This is a genomic window from Agromyces sp. P2_B3 (assembly GCF_056404815.1).
Genome location: NZ_JBFUDH010000001.1, coordinates 348485 through 373009 on the forward strand (window position 1 = coordinate 348485; position 24525 = coordinate 373009).

A 24525-nucleotide genomic window follows, 5' to 3' on the forward strand; every position below is an offset into this window, starting at 1 on the left:
ACCGGCACGCGGCCGCGCGCCGATACTGGGCGCATGTGGACGGCATTCCTCTTCGGCGCGGTGGCGTCGGCCGCGCTCGTGATCGGGGCGTTCATCGGTGGGCGCTTCACGCTGCCGAAGCGCTTCCTCGCGATCATGCTGTCGTTCGCGGCAGGCATGCTCATCACTGCGCTGAGCTTCGAGATGTTCCAGGATGCCTATGAGCGGGGCGGCATCTGGGTGGCGGCCGTCGGGCTCCTGGTCGGCGCGCTGGTCTTCACGACGCTGAGCGCCCTCCTCGACCGTTGGGCCCAGGCGGGCTCGGATCCGACGCCGGCCGACGAGTACCGGGGCAGCGCGAAGCTCGACACGGATGCCGCGGCCGAGGGCCGCCCGGCCACGGCGGCGTCCGTGCAGGGGGCGGCCGGGCTCGCGCTGCTCGCCGCGGCCACGCTCGACGGCGCACCGGAGAACCTCGCCCTGGGCATCTCGCTCACCGAGGGAACGGGTGGCGTCGCGCTGCTCGCCGCCATCTTCGTGTCGAACCTGCCCGAGGCGCTCGTGGGCGCGGCGTCCATGCGGGAGCAGGGCCGCTCGATGCTGCAGATCATGGGCCTCTGGGGCGCGTGCGCGGCCGTGCTCGTGTTCGCCGTCGTCATCGGTGCCGGCCCGCTCTCGGGCAGCGACCCCGAGGTCGTCTCGTTCCCCCTCGCGTTTGCAGCGGGCGCTGTCATCGCCGCGCTCGCCGACACGATCATGCCCGAGGCCTACGAGCACGGCGGGCCGGCCGTCGCGCTCAGCACCGCCGCGGGATTCGTGCTCGCCTTCGTGCTCTCGCTCGCCTGACTCGCGACCTCAGTCGGCCGTCACCGGGTCGCCGACGGCGATCGTGTCGGCCCCTGACGAGGCGTCGAGGTCGGGGACGAGCCAGATGCCGAACCACGTCTTGCCGTCCCACCTGCGGTGCTTCGCCAGCGTGCGGATGGGCTCCTTGCCGCGCGCCAGCGACACCGGGTCGATCGTCGTCATGACGCAGCGGTCGCAGACGCCGCTGACCCGAAAACGCACGCCGCCGAGGTGGATGAACGGCCAGCCGTCCTCGGCGAACGGCTCGGCCGGGTCGCCGTCGATGACGACGTTCGGACGGAACCGCAGCATGTCGAGCGGCGGCGTGCCGCCGTCGGTCCACCGGTCGAGCTGGGCGAGGGAGGACTCGCTCGCGAGCAGCAGCGGGCCGGTGTCGGCGAGCGACATCCGGTCGTCCGCGAGGCCGCCGTGGGCGGGATTGACCGGGCGCACTCGCGGGTCGGGCTGCCACACGAGGCGCACGGAACGCCCGAGCCGGGAGCTCAACCACTCGTCGGGCTCGAACCCGGCCGGAAGCGCGGTGCGCTGGCGCGACACCGTCACCGTGACGGGTGCGGCATCCGTCGGCTCGTCGACCCGCAGGGGCGCGCCGCCGCCGTCGCGGTCGGCGAGCAGCAGGCCTCCGTCGGCGAGCGGCTCGGCGGTCAGCGCCAGCAGGCGGTTCGCCTCTCGCGCCGTGACGAGATCGCCCGCCGAGTCGACCACGGCCCAGCGCCGATCGCCGACGAGCCCCCACGGCAGCACGGACGCCGAGCGGACGTCGAGGCCTGCGAACGACTTGACGGGATAGACGCGGAGCCGGGTCACCTGCATCAGAGCACGCTACCGCGACGCCGTCATCGTCGCGCAGAGTTCGTTGCCCGTCCGGGCACAATGCGGCAGGCGACCGCGTCCGGCTCCGTAGCATCGGCGGTATCGCGACCGCCCGACGTCGCGACGCTGCGGCCGGAGGGGTGAGATGGCCGAACGCATCTGCGAGACGTGCGGCACGAGGAACGACGCCGAGGCGCGGTTCTGCGTGAACTGCGACTCCTACCTCGGCTGGGATGTCGGGCGTTCGACGCTCGACGGCGACGCGCTCACCGGCACCATCCCGAAGATCGTGCAGTCGGTGCCGACCGCCGTTCCTGACCCGGCGACCGCGCCCGTCAGTGAGCCGGTCGCGACGCCCACGACGCCGCCTCCTGCGACGCCCACGACCCCGCCGCCGGCCGTGAAGCCCACGGCAACGCCTTCCGCTCCGTCCGCCGCCGAGCGTGCGCCCCAGCCCGATCAGGAGCCGCCGCGACGCAAGCCCGCACGCCACGACCCGCCGACCGTCACCGTCACGACCCCCGACGTGGTCCTCACGCCCGAGGCTCCCGCCCGGATCGAGCTCCTCATCGAGAACACGTCGACCATCGTGGACGGCTACGACATCGACGCCGTCGACCCGCCGGCCTGGCTCGAGCTCACGCCGCCCGACGCGCACCTCATGCCGGGCGAGGCCCGCACGGTCATGCTGTCGCTCGCCATCCGTCCCGGCGTGCTCGTGCTCGCGCAACGCCGGCCGCTCACCTTCACCGTCCGCTCGCTCGAGGACCCCGAGCGGATGGCGACGATCCACGTGGTCGCGACGGTCCCCCCGCGCGGGGCGCGACTCGCGATCGAGGCGCGGCCGATGCTCATCCGGCTCGAGGATGCCGCGACCGGTTCGTTCTCGCTCCGGCTCGACAATCGCGGCGCGAACTTCCCGCAGACGGTGGGCCTCTCGGGCGAGGACCCCGAGTCGGTCGTGCGGTTCACGTTCACCCCCCAGGTGGTGGAGGTGCCCGCCGGCGCCATCGTCGAGGCATCCGTCGACTTCGTCGCACCGCCGCCGCAGCCGGGTGCGGTGCTGAACCGCCAGCTCACCATCTCGGCGACCAACGACGAGGGGCCCGTGACCGCGACCGTCACGCTCGTGCAGGAGACCGCCCCCGAGCCGGTCGACGCGCCGCTGCGCGTGCAACTGCAGCCCAGCACGCTGCGCCTCCTCGACGCGCAGGACGCCGACTTCGACGTGAACGTCGACAACCGCGGCGGCCACACGCCGATCACCGTCACGCTCACGGGCGCCGATCCCGAGCAGCGGCTCGCCTTCGCATTCGCACCGGTCAGGTTCATCGCCGTCGCCGGGCACATCACCCGCGCCCACGGGCGGGTGCGGGCGAACCTCCCCGCCCGCGGCGCGAGCGCGTCGCATCCGTTCACCGTCGTCGCCTCCGACGGCACGACGGATGCCGAGGCCGCCGGCGTCCTCGAGATCACGAGCTCGGCCGCGGCCATCACGACCGCGAGCCTCAGCGTCAACCCGCAGCGGCAGGACATCGGCACGCACGGCAAGGGCACCTTCGGCGTCGACGTCGACAACCGCCGTGGCTCCGAGGCCGTGCAGGTCGCGTTCGCCGCCCGCTCCGACGACGGGCAGGCGCGGGCGACGTTCGCGCCGCCCCAGCTCGTGGTGCCGCCCGGCACGACCGGGCACACGTGGATGACGGTCTCGGCGCCGCATCCGCCGCGCAACGGCACGGTCGTGCGCCGGCTCGAGGTCAGTGCGAGCGACGGCACGCAGCAGCTCGTCGGGAACGCCGAGCTCACCCAGACGGCGCCGAGCCGCAGGGGACCGCTCAGCGTCTGGCTCGTGATCCTCGGTGCGGTGCTCGTGGTGATCGGCACGCTCAGCCCCTGGTTCGCGCAGTTCGAGCCCCTGCTGCCCGCGGTCGAGCTCGTGCGGATGCTCGTGCAGTCGTCGAGCCTCGACCCCGGCCTGATCGTCGAACCGGCGCTTCGGCTCCTCCTCTTCATCCTCGCGATCACGATGGCGTTCGGCCTGAACGGCAAGTCGGGCGGACTCACCCGCAAGTCGGCGATCCTCATCGTGCTGCTCAGCGCCGGGTTCCTCGTGTTCCTCGCGATCGCGGCGTTCGTGCCCGAGCTCGCGTTCGGCATCCTCCTGGTGTGGCTCGGCGCCGTGCTCGGCTACGTCGGCGGGGTGCTCGCGCGATCCCGCGACTGACGGATGCCGCGACGGGCGATCCGCCCCGCATGACGGATGCCGCGTCGCGGGCACTCGCGACGCGGCATCCGTCAGACCTCAACCGAGCAGGTGCTCCAGCACCCGGCCCATCCACGCGGCCCGGGTCGCGGCATCCGTGATGCCCTCGAACCCGAAGCCGGCCACGAGCGAATGCGGCGTGGCGACCACCGCGGCCTCAGGGAACCCGGCCGCCGTCGTGATGATGAAGTTGTTCGGGTTCGGTCCACTGCCGGGCGGGGGACCGGTGACCTCCCAGCCCGCGCTGTCGCCGTTCTCGAACGACGTCGTGCCCTGGCCCGTCGACACCTCGATGTCGTCGACGAACACGCCGAGGCCCTGGGTCGACCAGTCGCTCACGTACCCGATGGACACCTCGACCTGGCCGCCGGCATAGGCCGACAGGTCGACCGACCACTGCTGCCAGCCGGCCGAGTTGCCCGACGTCGCCGACCACGAGCCGGTGGTGCCGGTCGAGGTGCAGGTCGTGGTCGCGGCGTCGAACGTCTGGTAGTGGTCGAGCTGCGGGTGCAGGTCGCGCCAGCCGGCCGGACAGCTCTGCCCGGTGCTGTCGGTCGTGTGCCCGTTGAGATCGGGCAGCGTCGTCCAGTCGTCGCCGCCGGCCGTGCGAGCCTCGACGGCCAGGTGATCCCATTCGGCCTCGGTGTCGTACGAGGTCCAGAACGACATCGTGGCGCCGCCGGCCGGCACGTCGATCGTGTTGGTCAGGCGCTTGTACGACACGTCGCCGATCTGCGAGTAGGCGTACGCATCGCCGGTGTGCGGCGCGAACGGGCCGCCCTCACGGTCCCACCTCGCCGCCACCCAGCTCTCGAACTGCGGGTACACCGCCGGGTCGAGGATGCCGCTCGTGGTGATGTACGAGTTGCTGTGGTCCTGGTTCTGGGCGCTGTCGTCGCCGTTGAACCCCCATTCGAGCCCGGTGAGCGGCGTGTCGACGCCGAGGGCGTTCAGGATGCTCCCGTCCTCGGTGGTTCCGGCGTCGTCGACGGTGAGGTACGCGCCGAGCCAGTACTGCAGGGTGTCGTTGGTGAAGTCACCCGATCCGCCGAGGGCCCGACACCGGGCCTGGACCTCTGCATCGGCCCGGCACTCGGCGTTCGCCGCCGTGGGGTCGTACAACTGGGTGCCGAGGTTCGGCGTGTACTGGCTGCCGGCGTACTTGCCGGTGTAGAGCACCTTGCCGCCCTCGTTGAGGAAGTCGCGCACCTCGAGGGTCTCGTCCATCGCGAGCCGCGAGGCGTTGCCGCCGCCCCAGCCGGGCTCGCGGGTGACGATGTCGTCGCCGGTGTACCAGATGACGCCGTCGTAGTGCGACAGCACGCCGAGGCTGTCGGGCGCGGTCCGGCCGCGGGCATCGACGTCGTAGACGTCGTAGCCCGTGCCGTTGGCGTCGAGCGCGGCCGTGTAGGAGTCGAGGTAGCTGGGTCCGCCGGCCTGGGCCGGCGAAGCGCCCGTGTAGTCCTCGGCCGACAGGATCAGCACGTCGTCGTCGGATTCCTCGACGGCATGGTAGGTGAACGAGTCGCTCGTCGCCCCACCCCCCTCGAACCACACCTTCACGCTGTCGCCGGGTTCGGTGCCGGTGACGAACCCGCTCATGATCCGGTAGTACACGTCGGTCTTGCCGCCGTAGCGGTCGCCGCCCGTCCACTCCTCGGTCGGTGCGCTGATCGGGGCCCCGCCGTTGATCGAGTACTTCACGGTCACGTCGCCGAGCTCGCGCTTGGCGACGACGCGCACCTCCTGCGGGTCGCCGTAGGAGTAGTCGAACGTGAAGTTCGCGAGGGGCAGTCCGTCCTTGTAGGTGTCGTCGCTCTCGAGGTAGAACGGCTTGGTCGTCAGGCCGAGGTGCGACACCGGATCGGCCGGGTCGGCCGCGGACTTCGCCACGTCGAGCGAGAACGGCAGTGCGCGCTCGAACTCCGCCTGCACCTGCGCCTCGTCGTCGGGGAACACGAATCCGCCGCCCGCCGGCAGGCCCTCGCCGAGCTCCGGTGTCCATGCGAGGGCTCCGCGCTGCACGTGCGCGAAGTCGGTCGTCTCGCCGTTCGTCACGTACAGCACGTCCGAGGAGAGGCCGGTCTCGAAGCCGGGGATCGCGGAGTTGTCGCGATTGCCCGACAGCGCGTAGTAGATCGGGTCGTCCGCGGTCGGGGTGCCGGTCTGCCAGCCCTCGGCGTACAGCAGGTAGGGCCCGTAGGAGTGGTAATTGACCTGGAACGAGAAGTCGGCGCGGTCGAACAATGACATCATCGCCTGCGTCTCGGGCTCCGATCCGGCCGAGGGACCGCGGTAGGTGTCGCTGGTGGTCTGCGACGACGAGCCCTCCTCGTCGTATCCGAAGTGCTCGGGGAAGTTGCGGTTCGGGTCGACCCCGTCGGCCCGGGTGACCTGGCCGTCACCGTCGTTGTCGCGCAGGTTCTTCCGCCACAGCCGCTCGTGGTCGAACGTGTACTGGTAGCCGTCGGGGTTGGCCACGACGACGAACCACAGCTCGTTGTTCTTGAGCAGGTTCTTGATCTCCTTGTCGTTGGCCCGCCATCCGTCGATGTACCAGTTCAGCAGCCGCCGGTTCACCTCGGTCGAGATCCACTCGCGGGCGTGCTGGGTCGAGCTGTAGAGCACCGCAGGACGGGTGCCGTCGGCGATCCCGCGCGCGCCCTGGGTCAGCTTGAGGGCGATGAGCTCGCGACCCTGCTCGGTGTGGCCGAGCACCTCCAGCTTCACGAGCTGCGGGTTCTTCTTCGCGAGGCTGTAGAGCTCATCGCGGATGCCGCCGGGTTCATCCCACGACCGCCAGACGTCGTATCCCGACGCGGCCTGCTCTTCGGCCAGCTGCCGTGCGGACTTGCCGTCCTTGTTCTTCTTCACCTTGACGTCGACGCCGCGGTCGCGGAGGCCCTTCGCCTCGCCGGCGGTGAGCACGACGTCGAGGCTGACGCCGTCGTCGGTGATGCGACTGTCGGCGACATCGAAGCCGCCCGCCGCGATCTCCGCGGCCTCGGCGGTGCTCACGTCGGCCGTGTACATGTCGAGCGCGCCGGCATCATCGACGGTCGCGTTCGCGGTCACGGGGGCGAGCACCGAGAACGCGAGTGCGAGTGCGGCGATGCCGAGGACGGGGCGAAGTGGAAAGGAACGGGTTCCGGCCATGACGACTCCTTCGGCCCGTCTCCGGCCAGACATGCGTGACGACATCGTCGGGTGCCTGTTGTTCGCCACGTCCCTGGTGCTCACTGCGGACCCTAGGGCATAGCCTGCTGCGGTACGCGCTCGGCTGTCAAGGAATCCGTGAGTCTTCCTCACGCGGGGCGGGCCGACGGGGCGGTCAGACCCACTCGCGGCGCACGGCCTCCGCGCCGAGCTGGATGCGCGTCGTGACGCCGCCGCGCTCCATCAGCTCGGCGACCCGGCGCTGCACGGTGCGCACCGAGATGCCCAGCTGCGCGCCGGCCGCGGCATCCGTCAGCCCGAGCAGAAGGAGCTTCAGCAGGTCGCGGTCGATCGCCTCGACCTCGTTCTCGAGCCCTCCGTCTTCGACCAGTCGGGTCGACGCGCGCCACGCTTCCTCGAACATGGCGTTCACGAGGTCGAGCAGGCCGCTCGGATGCACCAGCAGGGCGCCCGACACCTTGCGATCGCCGTGCGAGTACATGGGGAGCAGCGCGAGGATGCCGTCGGCGACGAAGAGGCGCGTCGGCAGCACCGGCAGCACCCGGATCTCCTCGCCCAGCGGCATCACCTCGCGGGCCTGGTCGAGGAATCTCGGACGCTCGAGCACGGATGCCTCGACGACGACCCGGTAGCGGACGCCCCGTGCGAGCGCGCGGTCCTCCTCGGTGTTCTCGCTGCCGTCGATGAGCGCCACCTCGCGCAGCACGAACGCGTCCACCCGTCGTTCTGCGGAGGCCTGCAGTTGCCCGAGCCGCTGGCGCACCGCCTCGGGGCCGAGCACCACGTCGACGACATCGGGCACCTCGCGCTGCACCGCGCCCTGCCGGTAGAGCTCGCTGAGCTGCACGAGCGTCTCGTGCGCCTCGGTCAGCCGGCGCTCGCGCTCGAGCAGCAGCGGACGCAGCGCGAGGGCCGGCGGCGAGGCGACGACCCGATCGGGGGCGGACGCCTGCCTGGCGAGCAGCCCGATGCGCTCGAGCTCGTCGACCACCGCCTGCACGCGCGCCACCGGCATGCCGGCCGATCGGGCGATCTCGCCGACGTCGGCCGAAGGCGTCGCGAGCAGGAGCCGGTAGACCGACGTGTGCTCGTCGTCCAGTCCGATCGCGTCGAGCACGAGCGCCGCTCCCGTCGTCTGCGCCGTGGCGAATCGCGGCCATGGCATCTCTCCGCCACCACCCTAGCGGCGGACGTGTGGCAGCGTGCTTGCAAGCCAGCAACACATGCGAGAGGTTCCCCCATGCCACAAAGCAGCAGAACAGCCGCGCAGCGCCGCCGCCGTTCGATCGCCGCCGCCATCAGCGGCTTGGCGATCGGCGTCGCGGGTGTCAGCGCCGTCGCGCTTCCCGCGGCCGCCGACCCGGCCGATGGGGGAGGTGCTCCGCCTGCGGCATCCGGCACCTCCCCAGCTGCTGCCGCAGGCGGCACGCACACCGTGACCCTCATCACGGGCGACCGCGTGAAGGTCACCGACCTGCCCGACGGCACCCACACCGTCGACGTCGACACCGCGGTGCCCGGCGCGGCCGTGCAGACCGTCGAGGTCGACGGCGACCTCAGCGTGCTGCCGCAGTCCGCGATGCCGTACCTCGCGGCCGGCGTCGTCGATCGCGACCTCTTCAACGTCTCGCAGCTCATCGAATACGGCTACGACGACGCGTCCGTCAGCGCGACGCCCGTCATCCTCGAGTACGCCGACGGCCCCGCGGCGTTCAGCGCGCCGCTGCCCGGCGTCGAGATCGGCTCGACCCTCGAGAGCATCGGCGGCGCTGCGGCGACCGCCGACCACGCGTCTGCGGCCTCGACGTGGAGCGCCCTCACCGCGGCATCCGGTGCCTCGACCTTCAGCAGCGAGGTCTCGCTCGGCGGCGGCATCGAGGCCATCCACCTCGACGGCAAGGTGCAGGCCACGCTCGACAGCTCGGTGCCCTGGATCGGCGCGCCCGCGGCCTGGGAGGCCGGCTACACCGGCGCCGGCGTCACCGTCGCCGTGCTCGACACCGGCTACGACGACACCCACCCCGACCTCGCCGGCCGGGTGCTCGCCGCCGAGTCGAAGAGCTTCGTGCCCGGCGAGGACGACCCCGCCTCCGACCCGCATGGCCACGGCACGCACGTCGCCTCCACGATCGCCGGCACCGGCGCGGCCAGCGACGGTGCCAACCGCGGCGTCGCCGACGGCGCCGACCTGCTCGTGGGCAAGGTGCTCGGTGCCGACGGCTCCGGCCAGGACTCGTGGATCATCGAGGCGATGCAGTGGGCCGGCGATCACGCCGACATCGTGTCGATGAGCCTCGGTTCCTCCGAGCCGTCCGACGGAAACGACTTCATGTCCGAGGCGCTCGACACGATCGCCGAGCAGACGGGCGCCCTCTTCGTGGTCGCCGCAGGCAACAACGGCGCGCCCGAGGCGATCGGCGCGCCGGGCGCGGCAGCCGAGGCGCTCACTGTGGCGTCCGTCGCCGACCCGACGGGCGCCCTCTCGTACTTCTCCAACCAGGGCCCGCTCGCCTTCTCGGGTGCGCTCAAGCCCGAGCTCGCCGGCCCCGGCGAGGACGTCACCGCCGCCCGCTCGGCCGACAGCCCCGGTGAGGGCTCGTACGTCGCGATGAGCGGCACCTCGATGGCGACGCCCCACGTCGCCGGTGCGGCCGCACTGCTGAAGCAGCAGCACCCCGAGTACACGGCCGACCAACTGCGCGCCGCGCTGCTCAGCACGGCGAAGGACGTCGGGCTCCGCTCGTACGAGGCCGGTTCCGGCGTCGTCGACCTCGAGACCGCGATCGACGCGCCCGTGATCGCGTCGGGGTCGGGTGACTTCGGCATGCTCGCCTGGGGTGAGGAGCCCGAGCTCGTCACGCGCACCATCGACTACACCAACCGCAGCGCCGACGAGGTCGTCCTCGACCTCGTCGCGTCGCTCGACGGCGCCCCCGACGGTGTGCTCACCGTGGCGGACGACCAGCTCACGATCCCGGCCGGCGAGACCCGCTCGGTCGAGCTGACCGTCGACCCGTCGAAGGTCGAGACCGGCACGCAGCTGTCGGGCGCCCTGGTCGCGAGCCTCGACGGTACCGCCGTCGCACGCACCGCCCTCGGCACCATCGCCGAGCAGGAGCGGTACGACCTCACCATCACCGCCACCGGCTTCGACGGCGAGCCCGTCGAGACCTACGCGGTGCTCTACGACGTCGCCAACGACTGGTACGAGCCGATCTCCGTGAGCGGCGAGACCACCATGCGCCTTCCCGACGGCGAGTACGCCGTCGTCGCCTACATGACGGTCGATCACGCCGCCGACGAGTCGGTGACCGTGCTGGTCGGCGACCCCGACCTCGTCCTCGACGGCGACGCCGAGGTGGCCTTCGACGCGCGGGCCGCGAAGCCCGTGACGGTCGACGTCGGCACCGACGGCCTCATCCCGTGGTTCAACCGCCTCGACCTGCGGGCCGACACCTTCACGTCGAGCTACATCGACACGGTGACGAGCGACGGCTTCTACGCGCAGCCGATGACCGCGCCGAACGCCGAGGACTTCTCGTTCACGAGCCGCTGGCGGCTGGCGAAGCCCATGGTCGACTTCGCGGCCGGCAAGGAGTCGCTCGACCTCATCCCGCTTCCCGGCTCGATCCTGCGCGACACCACCGTGAAGGCGGTTGCCGTCGACGCCGGGCTCGGCAGCGTCGAGGAGTTCGCGAAGGCCAAGGCACGCGGCAAGGTCGCGGTCGTGACCCGTTCGACCGAGGTGTCGGCGTCGGCTCAGGCGGCGAACGCGCTCTCCGCGGGTGCCGCGGCCCTGCTCATCGTGAACGACGCCGACGGCGAGTTCAACACGTGGGTCGGCAGTGAGGACTACATGAGCGAGGTCGACCTGCCGGTCGCATCGATCAGCGGGGTTCAAGGGCGAAAGCTCCTCAAGTCCATCGGTTCGAAGAAGCTCACGATCACGGGTTCGGTCGAGGCCGCTCCCGAGGAGGTGTTCGACATCCTCCGCTTCGTCGACGGCTCGATCCCCGAGGACCTCGACTACCGGCCGGACGGCCTCGCCGAGGTCGACACCACGTTCCACGGTCAGACCGGCGAGCTCATCGGCGAGTTCCGATGGGACTTCGACCCGGTCACGCAGTACTCGGTCGGCGCCATGCTTCGCACGGAACGCGGCATCACCCGCACCGATTGGGTCAACACCGACCAGGTGGAGTGGAATCAGGGTGCGATGCTGATCCCCGCCAGCTGGGAGGTGCGCGACCTGCGTCGGTCGTACGAGCCCGGCTCCGTCTCCGAGGCGACCTTCTACGGCCCGATCGTGCGCCCGTTCGTGGGGCCGGGATACTGGGCGCCCGAGCGCACCGGCGGCTACGCACAGGTCAACGTGCCCTCCTGGGCCGACGGCGGCAGTCCCCAGCACACAGGTGCCTTCGACGTCTTCGAGCCTCGCGACGATCGGTCGCAGACCACCGACGTGTGGGTCGACGGCGAGCTGCGGGCGTCGGTGCCGTGGCAGTCGGCGACGGTGTTCGACATCCCCGACGGCACCACCGACTGGCGCGTGCTGAACACCGCGGTCCACGACGGCAGCTACATCCCCGGCTCGACGAAGACGGTGACCGAGTGGACCTTCCAGTCGACCGGCACCTCGGATGACTACACCGAGCAGACCCTGCCGATGATCCAGGCCTACTACGACGTCGATGCGGATGCCTCGGGCGCCGTCGGTTCCGGACGCAAGGCCGGTGCCCCGGTCGACCTGGGCCTCGAGCTGAGTCACATCGAGAGCGCCGACGGTATGGCCGAGCTCACCGACGCGACGCTCGAGATGCGCGTGGCGGGCGGCGATTGGAAGCCCGTCGAGCTTGCGGATGCCGCTGCCGACGCCGCGACCGTCAGCCCGATGATCAACTACCCGGTCGAGCGGCCGTTCCTCGAGCAGTACGCCGCCGAGCTCCGGGTGCCCGACGCGGGTGCGTGGATCGACCTCAAGGTGACGGCGAAGGATGCCGCGGGCAACACCTTCTCGCAGGAGATCGAGCGAGCGTTCGAGGCGGCACCGGCGAAGGGCGGTCACGGCGGCGGCAACGGCGGTCAGGGCGGCGGCAACGGCGGCCAGGGCGGCCACGGCCCCCACGGCCCGCACGGCGGTCACGCCTGACCTGAGGCACTGACCCACAGCAGCGACGCGGCGTCGGCCCGATCCTCGGATCGGTCGGCGCCGCGTCGTCGTGTCGGCCGCGCGTGCGAGCATGGGTGCATGCCCGCCGATCCCGCTCCCCGTGGCGGATCGCGCCCCACGGCCGGCGACTGGCGCCGCGAGCTCGCGCCGTTCACGCCGGGCCTCGGGCACGAGGCATCCGATGACGGCGGGCACGTGGCAGCCGATGCCGCACCTCGACGTCCCCTCGCCCTGCAGTTCGAGCTGCGCCGACGGGTCACGCGTCGTCCCGGCGAATGGCAGGGTCCACGTGACGAGCCCGCCCGGCGGGCCGGGTCGGTGGACCGACTCGCGGTGCGCCCGGTCACCCAGGGGGCACGGGGCGCCTGGATCAAGGCGGGCCTCACCTGGCAGAACGTCGGCTTCCAGGCGACCGCCGGCGGTTACGACCCGGCGCAATCGCGCTGGTTCGCGCAGTTCGTGATGCTGAAGGGCTCCTCGCCGAGCGTCTTCGCCACCTACGGCTCCGAGTGGATCACGCTCGACGAATTCGAGAGTCCGCTCCTCTGGGCCCTGCTCGACGAGGCCGCGCGGCTCGGCATCGAGCTCGTCGGTTCCGACGTGACGCCCGGGCTCGCCGTGCTCGGCGCGGCATCCGTCGTGCTCGACGCCGCGATCGACGACGGCGGCGGCCTCGAGCTCGCGCCCCGGCTGGAGTTCGCCGCGAGCGGCAGCGGCGGCCCGGGCACCGTGCGAGCCGTCGGCGACGCGCGTCTGATCGCGCGACACGGCCTCTACCGGTTCGACCTCGATGCGGGCCTCCTCGAGCTGGCGCCCCTGGCCCGACGCCTCGCCCCGGCCGAACGCTCGGCGCTCGCACAGCCCCGCACCGTCCGGGTGCCCGCCGACGAGGTGTCCGAGTTCCTGCGCGGGCACTTCCATGCCCTCGCCCGGTCGATCACCGTCACCAGTCGTGACGGCAGCTTCGACCCTCCGCCGCTGCCGCCCGCGGCACTCGTGCTCGACGCGCGCTTCGAGCCCGACGACGTGCTGCGGCTCGCGTGGCACTGGGAGCACGCCGACGGGCGCACGGCGGCGGTCACGGCATCCGTCGACGCGGCCGCGGCCGACCCCGAACTCGACGACGACCTGCTCGCCCGCGTCGCCGACGAACTGGGCTGGGTGCCGCTCGACGCCGTGGTGCTGCGCGGCGTCGACGCGGCCGAGTTCACCGCCGAGCGCCTGCCGCGACTGGAACGCCTCGCTGTCGGCAGCTCGCTGCGCATCGACGTCACCGGTGAACGACCCGAGTACCGCGAGGCCACCGCCGAGCCCGTGATCACGGTCACCACGGTGGAGACGCTCAAGCGCGACTGGTTCGACCTCGGCGTGGTGCTCACGGTCGACGGCAAGCTGGTGCCGTTCATGCCGCTGTTCCGGGCGCTCGCCAAAGGGCAGAAGCGACTCCTGCTCGTCGACAAGAGCTACCTCATGCTCAACCAGCCGGTCTTCGCGCCGCTGCGCGAGCTCATCGAGGAGGCCGGCACGCTCGCGGAGTGGGAGACCGGCCTGCGCATCCACCGCTCCCAGACGAGCCTCTGGGCCGACTTCGAGGACCTCGCCGACGCCGCAGAGCCCGCGATCGCCTGGCGCCGCACCGTCTCCGCGCTGGAGGACGGCCGGGTCGACGAGCTGCCCCCGCCCGACGGCCTCGCGCTCCCGCTTCGCCCCTACCAGCTTGCCGGGTTCCGCTGGCTGGCGTTCCTCTGGGCGAACCGGCTGGGCGGAGTGCTCGCCGATGACATGGGCCTCGGCAAGACGGCGCAGACGCTCGCGCTCATCGCCCACGCCGTCGAGCAGCCCGACGGCCGGCTCCCGTTCCTCGTGGTGGCCCCCACCTCCGTCGCCTCGAACTGGGTGCGCGAGGCCGAGCGGTTCACGCCCGGCCTCCGGGTCGCGAGCGTCACGGCGACCGAGGCGAAACGGCGCGGTCGCATCGCGGATGCCGCGGCGTCGGCCGACCTCGTCGTCACGACCTACGCCGTGCTCCGCCTCGAGGCGGCGGCATTCGCGGCGGTCGAGTGGGGCGGGCTCGTGCTCGACGAGGCGCAGTTCGTGAAGAACGCGGCGACCAAGGTGCACGAGGCGGCACGCGGCATCCGCGCACCGTTCCGCCTGGCCGTCACCGGCACGCCCATCGAGAACCACCTCGGCGAGCTCTGGGCGATCCTGCGGATCGTGGCGCCCGGCCTGTTCCCGTCGCGCCGCGCGTTCGACGAGCGCTACCGCAGGCCGATCGAGCAGGACGGCAACGCCGAGCGGCGCGAGCGCCTGCGGCGACGCATCCGCCCACTCATCCTGCGCCGCACAAAAGAGGTGGTGGCCCCCGAGCTGCCGCCCAAGCAGGAGCAGGTGCTGACGGTCGAGCTGGCTCCCCGCCACCGCCGCCTCTACGACACGGTGCTCCAGCGCGAGCGGCAGAAGCTCCTCGGGCTCATCGACGACCTCGACCGTCAGCGGTTCATCGTGTACCGCTCGCTCACCCTGCTGCGCCTGCTCGCCCTCGACGCCACGCTCGTCGACGAGGAGCGCTATGCCGGCTACCCGTCGGCCAAGCTCGACGCCCTCTTCGAACAGCTCGACGACGTGCTCGCCGAGGGCCACCGCGCGCTGGTGTTCAGCCAGTTCACCTCGTTCCTCGGCCGAGTGGCGAGCCGGCTGGACGCCGCGGGCGTCCCCTACGCCTACCTCGACGGGTCCACGCCGGTGCGACGCCGCGACGCCGAGATCGCGCGCTTCCGTGCCGGCGAGGCATCCGTGTTCCTGATCAGCCTGAAGGCCGGCGGGTTCGGCCTGAACCTCACCGAGGCCGACTACGTGTTCCTGCTCGACCCGTGGTGGAACCCCGCGAGCGAGGCGCAGGCCGTCGACCGCGCGCACCGCATCGGGCAGGCGAAGCAGGTCATGGTCTACCGGCTCGTGGCGCAGGACACGATCGAGGAGAAGGTGATGGCCCTGAAGGCTCGCAAGGGCGAGCTCGTGGCGTCGATCCTCGACGCGGGCACCGAGGCCACGGATGCCGCGGCGCTCGACGGCGCCGACACGATCAGTGCCGACGACCTGCGTGCGCTCCTCGACGGCTGAAGCCGTCGGCGGCCGCTGTCGCGCTTCCTGAGCGAATGCTGAGCTTCACTCGAAAACGGTCTGCTACGCTCACTGGGACGCTTGACCCACACCCGAAGGGTCGCGTCAGGCCCGATCCGGGCCGCCGCATACCCTACGACGTCGCGCCTCGGTGGCAGAGCCCCGAGGCGCGCGTCCGGCATAGTCAGGTCCCGCGCTGCGCTCCGAGGCTAGCGCCTCCAGCGGTCGCGTCGACGCGTGCGCGGCTCGTCGAGGCCGATGTGCACGCGCGTGCGCTTGCGTTCCCACACGATGAACGCCGAGCCGAGCGCCCAGAGCGGCACCTGCGTGAGGAACGCGATGCGGAACGCCTCCAGGCTGTAGGTGTCGGGGGAGCCCGCGCCCTGCGCGTCCATCGCGATGCCGATGAAGAGGATCGCGAGCAGCGCCGCGAGGAACCCGCCGACGTTGACGATGCCCGTGGCCGTGCTGAGCCGATGACTCGGGTTGAAGGTTCGGGCGTGGTCGAATCCGATCATCGAGGCCGGGCCACCGGTGCTCAACGCGAACGCGAGCAGGAAGAGCAGCCAGATGGGCGCCGGGCCCGGCCACGCGATCACGACCAGCCAGACCAGCGCCTGGATGCCGATGACGGGGAGCACCAGCATCCGTGACCGCCGCATCGGATGCCGGCTCGAGAGCGCCCCGATCACCGGACCGGCGACCATGCCGAAGATCACGTACACGCTGAAGATCAGCGAGGCCATGGCGGGGGAGAGCCCCTCGCCGACCGTCAGGAACGGGAAGCCCCACAGCAGGATGAACGCCGTGCCCGAGAACGGCGTCGTGAAGTGCGACCAGAACGCCAGGCGGGTCGCCGGATGCGCCCATGCCTCGCGGAAGCCCTCGCGCAGGTCGGCCGACGACATCACCGCGTGGATGGTGCCGGTGGCGGTGTCCACCGAGACATCCGCGTCGCGATCGGGAGGTCGGTTGCGGATGACCGCGAAGGTGAGCACCGTGAACAGGGCGCCGAGGCCGGCGAGGCTGCCGAACGCGACGCTCCACGAGGAGGCGTGCAGGATCGCGGCCATCGGCAGGATGGCGAGGAGCTGCCCGGTCTGGCCCACGATGCCGGTCATCTGCACGAGGAACGGCGCCTGCCGCTCGGGGAACCACACCGCGACCACGCGGAGCACGCTCGGGAAGACCGCGGCGTCGCCGGCGCCCACGAGCATGCGCGCGAAGATCGCGGTGCCCACGTCGGGCGCGAACGCCATCACGAGCTGGCCGATCGCCATCAGGAACATGCCCGCCGTGATGATCGGCCGTGCCCCGAACCGGTCGAGCAGCAGGCCCACTGGGATCTGCATGGCCCCGTAGACGGCGAGCTGCACCACCGCGAAGAGGGACAGCACCGAGGCATCCGCGTCGAAGCGCACCGCCGCGTCGACGCCGACCGCCGACAGCGACGTGCGGTTCGTGACCGAGACCACGTAGGCCGCCACGCCGACACCCCACACCAGCCACAGGCGCCAAGCGCGCACGGGAGGGATGGCAGTCGTCACGAGACCTTCAGGGAGAAACGGATGACGGCGGCCTCGGGTGCGAGCCGCCGCCGTTCCAGCCTAACCGGACCACTCGACCCGACGTCGTTTCGTGCCCGGTCTCCGGTGCCCGGAACGCGAACGAGCGGATGCCCCGTGGTGGGACATCCGCTCGTTCAGGCGTTCTCGCGACGCCGGGGCGCCGCGCTCGGCCTCGCCGTCGCTAGAGGTCGGCCCCCTCGGCGGCGGCGTCGACCTTGGCCTCGTACCCGGCCTCGAACGCGGCGCCGGCGGGCGCCGCCTCGGGCTGCACGAGGGCGCCCTCCGCGTCGAGGTCGGTGGCGGCCTGCTCGAACTGCGAGTTGTACAGGCGCCAGTACGCGCCCTGCCGCTTGATCAGCTCGTCGTGGCTGCCCTGCTCGACGATGTCACCGTGCTCCATCACGAGGATGAGGTCGGCGTCGCGGATCGTCGAGAGGCGGTGCGCGATCACGAACGACGTGCGTCCCTCGCGGAGCGCCGCCATCGCGTGCTGCAGCAGCAGCTCGGTGCGGGTGTCGACCGAGGAGGTCGCCTCGTCGAGGATCAGCACCGACGGCTGCGCCACGAACGCGCGGGCGATCGTGATGAGCTGCTTCTCGCCGGCCGAGACGTTCGACGCGTCCTCGTCGAGCACGGTCTCGTACCCGTCGGGCAGCGAGTGCACGAACCGGTCGACGTACGTCGCCCGGGCCGCGTCGAGGATCTCCTCGTCGGTCGCCGACTCGCGCCCGTAGCGGATGTTCTCGCGGATCGAGCCCGCGAACAGCCACGGGTCCTGCAGCACCATGCCGGTGCGTGCGCGCACGTCGTGCCGGGTGAGGTCGGCGATGTCCTGGCCGTCGAGGAGGATGCGGCCCCCGTCGAGCTCGTAGAACCGCATGATGAGGTTCACGAGCGTCGTCTTGCCCGCACCGGTCGGACCGACAATAGCGACGGTCTGGCCGGGCTCGACCCGGAACGACAGGTCGCGGATCAGCGGGCGCTCGGGCGTGTACGAGAACGACACGTGCTGGAACTCGATCGTGCCGTCGCCCTCGACCGGAGCAGGCGCATCGGCCGCGTCGGCCTCCTGCTCGTCGGCGTCGAGCAGCTCGAACACACGCTCGGCCGAGGCCGTGCCCGACTGCACCACGGCGGCCATGCCGCCGAGCTGCGAGAGGGGCTGCGTGAACTGCTGCGAGTACTGGATGAACGCCTGCACGTCGCCGAGCCGCAGCTGGCCGCTCGCGACCATGAGTCCGCCGAGCACCGCGATGCCCACGTAGGTGAGGTTCCCGATGAACATCATGGCGGGCATGATGATGCCCGAGAGGAACTGCGCCTTGAACGCGGCCTCGTAGAGCTCCTCGTTCTCAGCCCGGAAGCTCTGGCTCGAGTCGTACTCGCGGCCGAACACCTTCACGAGCGCGTGACCCGAGAAGGACTCCTCCACCCGCGCGTTGAGGCGGCCGACCTTCTTCCACTGCACGCCGAACGCGGCCTGCGACTTCGGGCCGATGACGCCGAAGATCACGCCCATGAGCGGCAGCGAGACCAGGGTGACGAGCGCGAGCTGCCACGAGATCGAGAACATCATGATCACGACGCCGACCACGGTGAGCACGCTCGTGAGGGCGCTCGAGAGCGACTGCTGCATCGTCTGCGTGATGTTGTCGATGTCGTTCGTGACGCGCGAGATGAGCTCGCCGCGCTGCACCCGGTCGAAGTAGCTGAGGGGCAGGCGGTGCACCTTCGCCTCGACGTCTTCGCGCAGGCGGAACATGGCCCGCACCATGATGACGTTGATCACGTAGCCCTGCACCCACGACAGCACCGATGCGGCGATGTAGAGCATCAGCACCATGATGACGACCTGGCTCAGGGCGACGAAGTCGATGCCCTCGCCCGGGGTCAGGGTGCCCGCCGCCTCGACGATGTTCGCGAGGTCCTCCTGGCCTGCGGCACGCAGGCCGGCGACCGCCTGTTCCTGCGTGACGCCCGCGGGCAGCTGCAGGGAGATGACGCCCTCGAAGATGAGGTTCGTCGCCTCGGCGAGCACCTTCGGCGCGATGACCGTGAGCACGACGCCGATGGCGCCGAGCAGCGAGGCGAACGCGAACGACCACTTCCACGGGTTGAGGAGCCCGAGCATGCGGCGGAAGCTGGCGCCGAAGTCCTGCGCCTTTCCGGGCGCGACGCTGTCCCACGATCCGGAGTTGCGGCGCGCCTCCTCGGCGAGCTCGTGTTCGATGCGCTCCTCTTCGGTCATCTCCTGGGGTTCCGCCTGCCGTGCCCGTCCGCGGGCGCGGCCGTTCGTCTTGTTCGTGTCGGCGCTCATGCCGTTGCCTCCACTCCGAGCTGGGATTCGACGATCTCGCGGTACGTCGTCGACGTCTGCAGGAGTTCGTCGTGCGTGCCGATGCCGACCATGCCGCCGTCGTCGAGCACGACGATGCGGTCGGCGTCGGTGATGGTCGAGACGCGCTGCGCCACGACGATCTTGGTGACCTGCGGCAGCTCCCGCCACAACGCCTGGCGCAACCTGGCATCGGTGGTCAGGTCGAGCGCCGAGAACGAGTCGTCGAACACGAGGATGTCGGGGTTGTGCACGATCGCCCGGGCGATGGCGAGCCGCTGGCGCTGGCCGCCCGACACGTTGGTGCCGCCCTGTGCGATGCGACCGTTCAGGCCGCCCTCCATCTCGGCTACGAAGTCGCGGCCCTGGGCGATCTCGAGCGCGTGCCAGAGCTCGGCGTCGGTTGCCTCCTCGCGGCCGAAGCGCAGGTTGGAGGCCACGGTGCCGGCGAAGAGGAACGGGCGCTGCGGCACGAGCCCGATCGTCTTCCACAGCTGGTCGAGGTCGGCCTCGCGCACGTCGACGCCGTTGACCCGGATGGAGCCGCCCGTCGCATCGAACAGTCGCGGGATGAGCGAGATGAGCGTCGTCTTGCCGGCGCCGGTGGAGCCGACGATCGCGACGGTCTCGCCGGGCTCGGCGCGGAACGTGATGCCGTGGAGCACCGGGGACTCGGCGCCGGGGTAGGCGAACTCCGCATCGAGGAACTCGACCGCTCCGACCTCGGGGAAGACGGCGACGGGGTTCTCGGCGCGGGTGAGCGTGGACTCGCTCGCGAGGACCTCGCTGATGCGCTCGGCCGACACGGCCGCGCGGGGGATCACGATCGTCGTGAAGGCCGCCATGAGCACGCCGCCGAGGATCAGGCCGATGTACTGCATGAAGGCGAACAGCGTGCCGATCTGCACGTCGCCGTCGTTGACCTCGATGGCGCCGAACCAGATCACCCCGATGATCGTCACGTTGATCACGAGCATGAAGAAAGGGAACAGCGTGATGAACAGGGTGCCGACGCGACGTCCGACGTCCATGATGTCGGTGTTGGCGCCGCGGAACCGCTCCTCCTCGATCGGTTCGCGCACGAAGGCGCGCACCACGCGGATGCCGGTGAGCTGCTCCCGGAGGATCCGGTTCACGGCGTCGAGCTTCACCTGGAAGCTGCGGAACAGCGGCACCATGCGGCTGATCACGATGATCGCGACGACGAGGATCGTGAGGACCGACGCCCCGATGAGCCAGCTGAGGCCGACGTCCTGCGAGAGCGCCATGATGATGCCGCCCACGGCGAGCAGCGGCGCGCTGATGAGCATGGTCGCGCCCATCATCGCGAGCATCTGCACCTGCTGCACGTCGTTGGTGTTGCGGGTGATGAGCGAACCCGGCCCGAACTGCGACACCTCGCGCTCGGAGAACGCGCTCACCTTGTCGAAGACGTCGTTGCGGATGTCGCGGCCCGCGCGCATCGCGGCCTTCGCGGCGAAGTACGTGGCGATGATGGCCGCGATGATCTGCCCGAGCGAGATGGCGAGCATGAACATGCCCGTCGACCAGATGTAGTCCGTGTCGCCCTTGGAGACGCCGTTGTTGATGATGTCGGCGTTGAGGCTCGGCAGGTAGAGGCTCGCGAGCGCGGACATGAACTGGAACACCAGCACGCCGAGCAGTAACCACTTGTAGGGCTTCAGGTACCGGATGAGGAGTTTTCCGAGCATGGTTCTCCGAATGGAAGAGGTGAAGGCGGGAGACGAAGGAGGGACCCGCCGGCGGCGATCTCGAACCCCCGCTCGATATCGCACCCGCTAGTCTGCATCGAACCCCTACCCTCCGACATCATCCGCTCGGCTGATATCGCTGAGAGCGCAATCACGCGGGGCGGGCGGAGCCGCGGATGCGCCGCCCGAGCGGTCGTCAGCGGTCGGGCCGCGGCGCCATGCGGTAGGCGCTGAGCGAGGCGAACGCGAGCCACGCGAAGCCGGCGATCACCGCGAGCCAGAGCAGTCCGACACCGGCGGGCACCATGGCGAGCGCCGCGCCGCCGAGGAACCCGAGCACGACGACCGCCGCGGCGACGAACGAGATCGTCGCTGCTCCGCCCCGCCCCTCGCTGCGGAACCACGTGCCGATGACGATCGCGGCCGCGGCCAGGCTGAGGAACCCGATCGCGCCGGCCGCGAGGTGGAGGAGTCCGCTCGCCGACGCGGTCGTGGCATCCGTGCCCCCCGGTGGGAACCCGCCCGTCGGGTCGGGCGGGAAGATCGCTGCGGCGAACAGGCTGACGCCGTACAGGCCGAGGAGCACGGCCGCCCACGTGCCGCGACGGCCGGGCAGCAGCCGGGCGAACCCCACCGCCGCGGCGAGCACCATGAGGCCGGTGAGCACGAGGTTGGCCGCCTGGATCCAGCCGAGCGGGCCGAGCAGCAGCAGGCTGAGCGCGTGCCGCGACAGGTCGAAGCCCGGCACGAGCAGCGCCTGCGCGAGCCCGACCACGAGGTAGAACGGACCTGCCACGACGCCCCAGCCCAGCAGGGACTTCGTGACGGCGCGGCCCCGCTCGAACGTGGGGGCCGATGAGGGGGCGGGAGTCGTCGCGGACATCGTGCGCACCTTCCTGATCAGTGTCGTGTCGAGGACATGTATTGCCCTCATGGGTGTAGTATTGCACCGAGCGATGCAAAAGTAAACGCACGAGTGCAGAAGAGGATCGATGAGCGCGCAGCCGATGGCCGACCGGACCGACTACGAGGACCCGCGGATCACGCGTTCACGTGCGCTGATCATGGATGCGGCCGCCCGGGTGTTCCTCGAGCGCGGATATCCCGGCACCAGCGTCGACGACATCGCCGCCGAGGCGGGCGTCTCGAAGCGCACCGTGTACAACGTCTTCGACGACAAGGAGCAGCTCTTCCGTGCGATCATCGGCCGCGCCATCGAGACGGCCGAGCGATTCTCGTTCGACTTCGCGTCGACGACGGCCGACGCCGACGACGTGGAGGCAGCGCTCATTGCGCTCGCACGCGAGCTCGCGGCATTCGTGTTGGGTGGCCGCGTGGTGCCGCTGCGGCGCCTGCTCATCGGCGAGGCGTCCCGTTTCCCCGAATTCGCGGCCGAGTACTACGAGCGCGCGCCGGGCCGCGTGATGACCGCGATCGCCGACGCAATGCGGAGACTCGGCGAACGAGGACTGCTGCGCATCGACGACGCGGAGCTCGCCGCCGAGCACTTCGCGTTCCTCGCGATCGGGCCGTCGCTCGACCGCGCCCTCTTCGACGTCGCCGGCGACACGGATGCCGCGACGGCGACGCACGCGGTCGAACGCGCGGAGCGCGGCGCCGCCATGTTCCTCCGGGCCTACGCGGCCTGAGCGGCGGGGCTCAGGCGTCGGCCCGGCCGGTGACGATCGCGCGGAGCGTCTCGACGGGCAGCTTCGGGACGCGGTGTTCGTCCACGAGCCCGTTGGCCTCCTGCCGGGTGTCCGTGAGCTGCGTGTAGCAGAACCCGGCGAGCACGGGTGAGGCGTGCAGCGCCGAGACGAGCTCCGACAGGTGCACCTCGAACTCGGTGGCCGAGCCCGAGACCGAGTAGCCCCAGGTCTCGATGTCGGAGTCGGGCGCAAACGTGATGCCGCCGAACTCGGTGACCATGACGGGCTTGCCGGCGGTGCCCGCGGGGAGGGCGACCAGGCGGCGTCCGGCCGGGCCGACGCCGTCGCGCATCGCCTCGATGGACGCGGCATCCGCGTAGCTCGTGCGCAGCGCCGAGCCGGTCGTCGCGTAGTCGTGGATGGTGAGCAGGTCGGACTCGGCGTGCTCCCAGCCGTCGTTCGAGACGGCGAGCCGGGTCGGGTCGAGCGCCTTGGTGAGGTGGAAGAGCGCCTGCACGTAGTGCAGCTGGGCGGCGTCGTGCGACACGTGCTGCACGCCCCAGCTCTCGTTCACGGGCACCCACGTCACGATCGACGGATGCGCCGCGTCACGCGCGATCACGTCCATCCACTCCCGAACGGTGCGCTCGATCGCACGCGGCGAGAACTCGAAGGCGCTTCCGATCTCGCCCCACACGAGGAGGCCGAGGCGGTCGGTCCAGAAGAGGAGGCGGGGATCCTCGACCTTCTCGTGCAGGCGCACGGCGTTGAAGCCCAGGTCCTTGATGAGCTGCACCTCGGCGCGCAGGGCGTCGGCGCTCGGCGCGGCGAGGTGCGTCTCGGGCCAGTAGCCCTGTTCGAGCACCGAGCGGAGGAAGTAGGGGCGATCGTTCAGCAGGAAGCGGCCGCCGTGCTCGTCGACGCTGCGCAGCCCGAGGTACGAGGCGACGTCGTCGATCACCGTGCCGGCCTCGTCGACGAGCCGGAGCCGCGCGTCGAGCAGCGTCGGGTGCTCGGGCGACCAGAGCAACTGCTCGTAGCCCTGCCCGTTCGCCTGCCGGGGCAGCGCGACCACGACGCGGTGCTCGGGCTCCGTCAGGCGCGTGCGGAGGGTGCCGAGCTCCTCGCCGTCGTGCTCGATCTCCACCTCGAGCCACAGTGGCCTCGTCGGCCGGGCTTCGAGGCGGAGCTGCAGCGCCACGTCGGCACCGGGGATGTCAGGGATCCAGTTCACCCGCGTCACGCGGTCGGATGCCACGGCCTCCAGCCACACCGGCTGCCAGATGCCCGTCGTGCGGTGGTACCAGATCACATGGGGCTCCTCGAGCCAGTCCTGCTTGCCGCGCGGCTGCGAGACGTCGTGGGGGTCGTCCTCGACCCGCACGACGAGCGCGATGGTGCCGCCGAACAGATCCTCGGGCAGCTCGAACGAGAAGGGCGTCTGGCCGCCCTCGTGGGAGCCGAGCAGGTGTCCGTTCGCCCAGACCGAGGCGCGGAAGTCGACCGCGCCGAAGTGCAGCACGACGCGTGGTGCGTCGTCGCCGAGGCCGGCGGCGCGCAGCTGCTCGGGCTCGATCATCCGCCGGTACCACGCCACGCGGTGGAAGGCCGAGTCGCCGATGCCCGACGCAGGGGACTCGGGCGGGAAGGGCACCACGATGCGGTCGGAGAGCGGTGTCTCGCCGAGGTGCCAGCCGGACCCGAGCCCGGCGTCGGCGTCGTCGAACGCGAATTCCCACTCGCCGCCGAGGTCGCACCAGGATCGGCGCATTAGCTGGGGCCGCGGGTAGCTGCCGTCCTGTCGGGAGGCCCGCATCATCGAGGAATCACGCATGCATCGAATCATGACGCATCCTTACAGCGCTGTAA

Annotated in this window: 13 protein-coding genes; 5 read left to right on the forward strand and 8 right to left on the reverse strand. The window is 71.0% G+C overall.

The features are described from left to right. The first annotated feature begins 33 nt into the window (after positions 1-33). The gene (locus tag AC1DZA_RS01610) at positions 34-825 is read left to right on the forward strand and encodes a ZIP family metal transporter (protein WP_476771440.1); all 792 of its coding nucleotides are present in this window, start codon (positions 34-36) and stop codon (positions 823-825) included. Between the two features lie 9 nt (positions 826-834). On the opposite strand, the gene AC1DZA_RS01615 is transcribed toward AC1DZA_RS01610, so the two are convergent. Further along, on the reverse strand, positions 835-1659 hold the full coding sequence (locus tag AC1DZA_RS01615; RefSeq protein WP_476771441.1) for an MOSC domain-containing protein: 825 nt from the start codon (positions 1657-1659) through the stop codon (positions 835-837). 145 nt (positions 1660-1804) lie between these two features. Here AC1DZA_RS01615 and AC1DZA_RS01620 point away from each other — a divergent pair, with 145 nt between their 5' ends. Next, entirely contained in the window at positions 1805-3883 is a 2079-nt protein-coding gene (locus tag AC1DZA_RS01620; RefSeq protein ID WP_476771442.1) for a COG1470 family protein, read from the forward strand. 78 nt (positions 3884-3961) lie between these two features. Here AC1DZA_RS01620 and AC1DZA_RS01625 read toward each other — a convergent pair whose 3' ends face one another. Together AC1DZA_RS01625 and AC1DZA_RS01630 are read right to left on the reverse strand one after the other, a co-directional pair. Further along, positions 3962-7078 carry a M14 family metallopeptidase gene (locus AC1DZA_RS01625; protein ID WP_476771443.1) on the reverse strand — a complete coding sequence of 1039 codons (3117 nt, stop codon included), beginning with the start codon at positions 7076-7078 and terminating at the stop codon, positions 3962-3964. A gap of 175 nt (positions 7079-7253) precedes the next feature. Next, positions 7254-8264, reverse strand: coding sequence for a helix-turn-helix domain-containing protein (locus AC1DZA_RS01630; protein ID WP_476771444.1), 1011 nt, complete (start codon positions 8262-8264; stop codon positions 7254-7256). A gap of 75 nt (positions 8265-8339) precedes the next feature. On the opposite strand from AC1DZA_RS01630, the gene AC1DZA_RS01635 reads away from it, so the two are divergent. Together AC1DZA_RS01635 and AC1DZA_RS01640 are read left to right on the forward strand one after the other, a co-directional pair. After that, the gene (locus tag AC1DZA_RS01635; RefSeq protein ID WP_476771445.1) at positions 8340-12248 is read left to right on the forward strand and encodes a S8 family peptidase; all 3909 of its coding nucleotides are present in this window, start codon (positions 8340-8342) and stop codon (positions 12246-12248) included. A gap of 99 nt (positions 12249-12347) precedes the next feature. Continuing rightward, complete coding sequence (locus AC1DZA_RS01640; protein WP_476771446.1) at positions 12348-15392, forward strand: DEAD/DEAH box helicase; 3045 nt, start codon at positions 12348-12350, stop codon at positions 15390-15392. A 209-nt stretch (positions 15393-15601) separates the two neighbouring features. Here AC1DZA_RS01640 and AC1DZA_RS01645 read toward each other — a convergent pair whose 3' ends face one another. From AC1DZA_RS01645 to AC1DZA_RS01660, 4 genes are all read right to left on the reverse strand, one after another. Beyond that, on the reverse strand, positions 15602-16918 hold the full coding sequence (locus AC1DZA_RS01645; RefSeq protein WP_476771447.1) for an MFS transporter: 1317 nt from the start codon (positions 16916-16918) through the stop codon (positions 15602-15604). A 223-nt stretch (positions 16919-17141) separates the two neighbouring features. After that, positions 17142-19208: an ABC transporter ATP-binding protein gene (locus tag AC1DZA_RS01650; RefSeq protein WP_476771630.1), complete on the reverse strand. Its 2067-nt coding sequence runs from the start codon at positions 19206-19208 to the stop codon at positions 17142-17144. A 65-nt stretch (positions 19209-19273) separates the two neighbouring features. Continuing rightward, complete coding sequence (locus tag AC1DZA_RS01655; protein WP_476771448.1) at positions 19274-21007, reverse strand: ABC transporter ATP-binding protein; 1734 nt, start codon at positions 21005-21007, stop codon at positions 19274-19276. A 196-nt stretch (positions 21008-21203) separates the two neighbouring features. After that, the gene (locus AC1DZA_RS01660) at positions 21204-21890 is read right to left on the reverse strand and encodes a DUF998 domain-containing protein (RefSeq protein ID WP_476771449.1); all 687 of its coding nucleotides are present in this window, start codon (positions 21888-21890) and stop codon (positions 21204-21206) included. Positions 21891-21999: 109 nt separating this feature from the next. On the opposite strand from AC1DZA_RS01660, the gene AC1DZA_RS01665 reads away from it, so the two are divergent. Then, a complete protein-coding gene (locus AC1DZA_RS01665) occupies positions 22000-22656 on the forward strand; it encodes a TetR/AcrR family transcriptional regulator (protein WP_476760865.1) in 657 nt (218 codons plus the stop codon). Between the two features lie 10 nt (positions 22657-22666). Here the strand turns inward: AC1DZA_RS01665 and AC1DZA_RS01670 are convergent, their stop codons facing one another. Then, on the reverse strand, positions 22667-24490 hold the full coding sequence (locus tag AC1DZA_RS01670) for a glycoside hydrolase family 2 TIM barrel-domain containing protein (RefSeq protein WP_476771450.1): 1824 nt from the start codon (positions 24488-24490) through the stop codon (positions 22667-22669). Between the last annotated feature and the right edge of the window lie 35 nt (positions 24491-24525).

Coding starts and splice junctions, on each gene's coding strand:
- AC1DZA_RS01610 (WP_476771440.1), top strand. CDS start 34: ATGTGGACGGCATTCCTCTTCGGCGCGGTGGCGTCGGCCGCGCTCGTG.
- AC1DZA_RS01615 (WP_476771441.1), bottom strand. CDS start 1,659: ATGCAGGTGACCCGGCTCCGCGTCTATCCCGTCAAGTCGTTCGCAGGC.
- AC1DZA_RS01620 (WP_476771442.1), top strand. CDS start 1,805: ATGGCCGAACGCATCTGCGAGACGTGCGGCACGAGGAACGACGCCGAG.
- AC1DZA_RS01625 (WP_476771443.1), bottom strand. CDS start 7,078: ATGGCCGGAACCCGTTCCTTTCCACTTCGCCCCGTCCTCGGCATCGCC.
- AC1DZA_RS01630 (WP_476771444.1), bottom strand. CDS start 8,264: ATGCCATGGCCGCGATTCGCCACGGCGCAGACGACGGGAGCGGCGCTC.
- AC1DZA_RS01635 (WP_476771445.1), top strand. CDS start 8,340: ATGCCACAAAGCAGCAGAACAGCCGCGCAGCGCCGCCGCCGTTCGATC.
- AC1DZA_RS01640 (WP_476771446.1), top strand. CDS start 12,348: ATGCCCGCCGATCCCGCTCCCCGTGGCGGATCGCGCCCCACGGCCGGC.
- AC1DZA_RS01650 (WP_476771630.1), bottom strand. CDS start 19,208: ATGACCGAAGAGGAGCGCATCGAACACGAGCTCGCCGAGGAGGCGCGC.
- AC1DZA_RS01655 (WP_476771448.1), bottom strand. CDS start 21,007: ATGCTCGGAAAACTCCTCATCCGGTACCTGAAGCCCTACAAGTGGTTA.
- AC1DZA_RS01660 (WP_476771449.1), bottom strand. CDS start 21,890: ATGTCCGCGACGACTCCCGCCCCCTCATCGGCCCCCACGTTCGAGCGG.
- AC1DZA_RS01665 (WP_476760865.1), top strand. CDS start 22,000: ATGAGCGCGCAGCCGATGGCCGACCGGACCGACTACGAGGACCCGCGG.
- AC1DZA_RS01670 (WP_476771450.1), bottom strand. CDS start 24,490: ATGCGTGATTCCTCGATGATGCGGGCCTCCCGACAGGACGGCAGCTAC.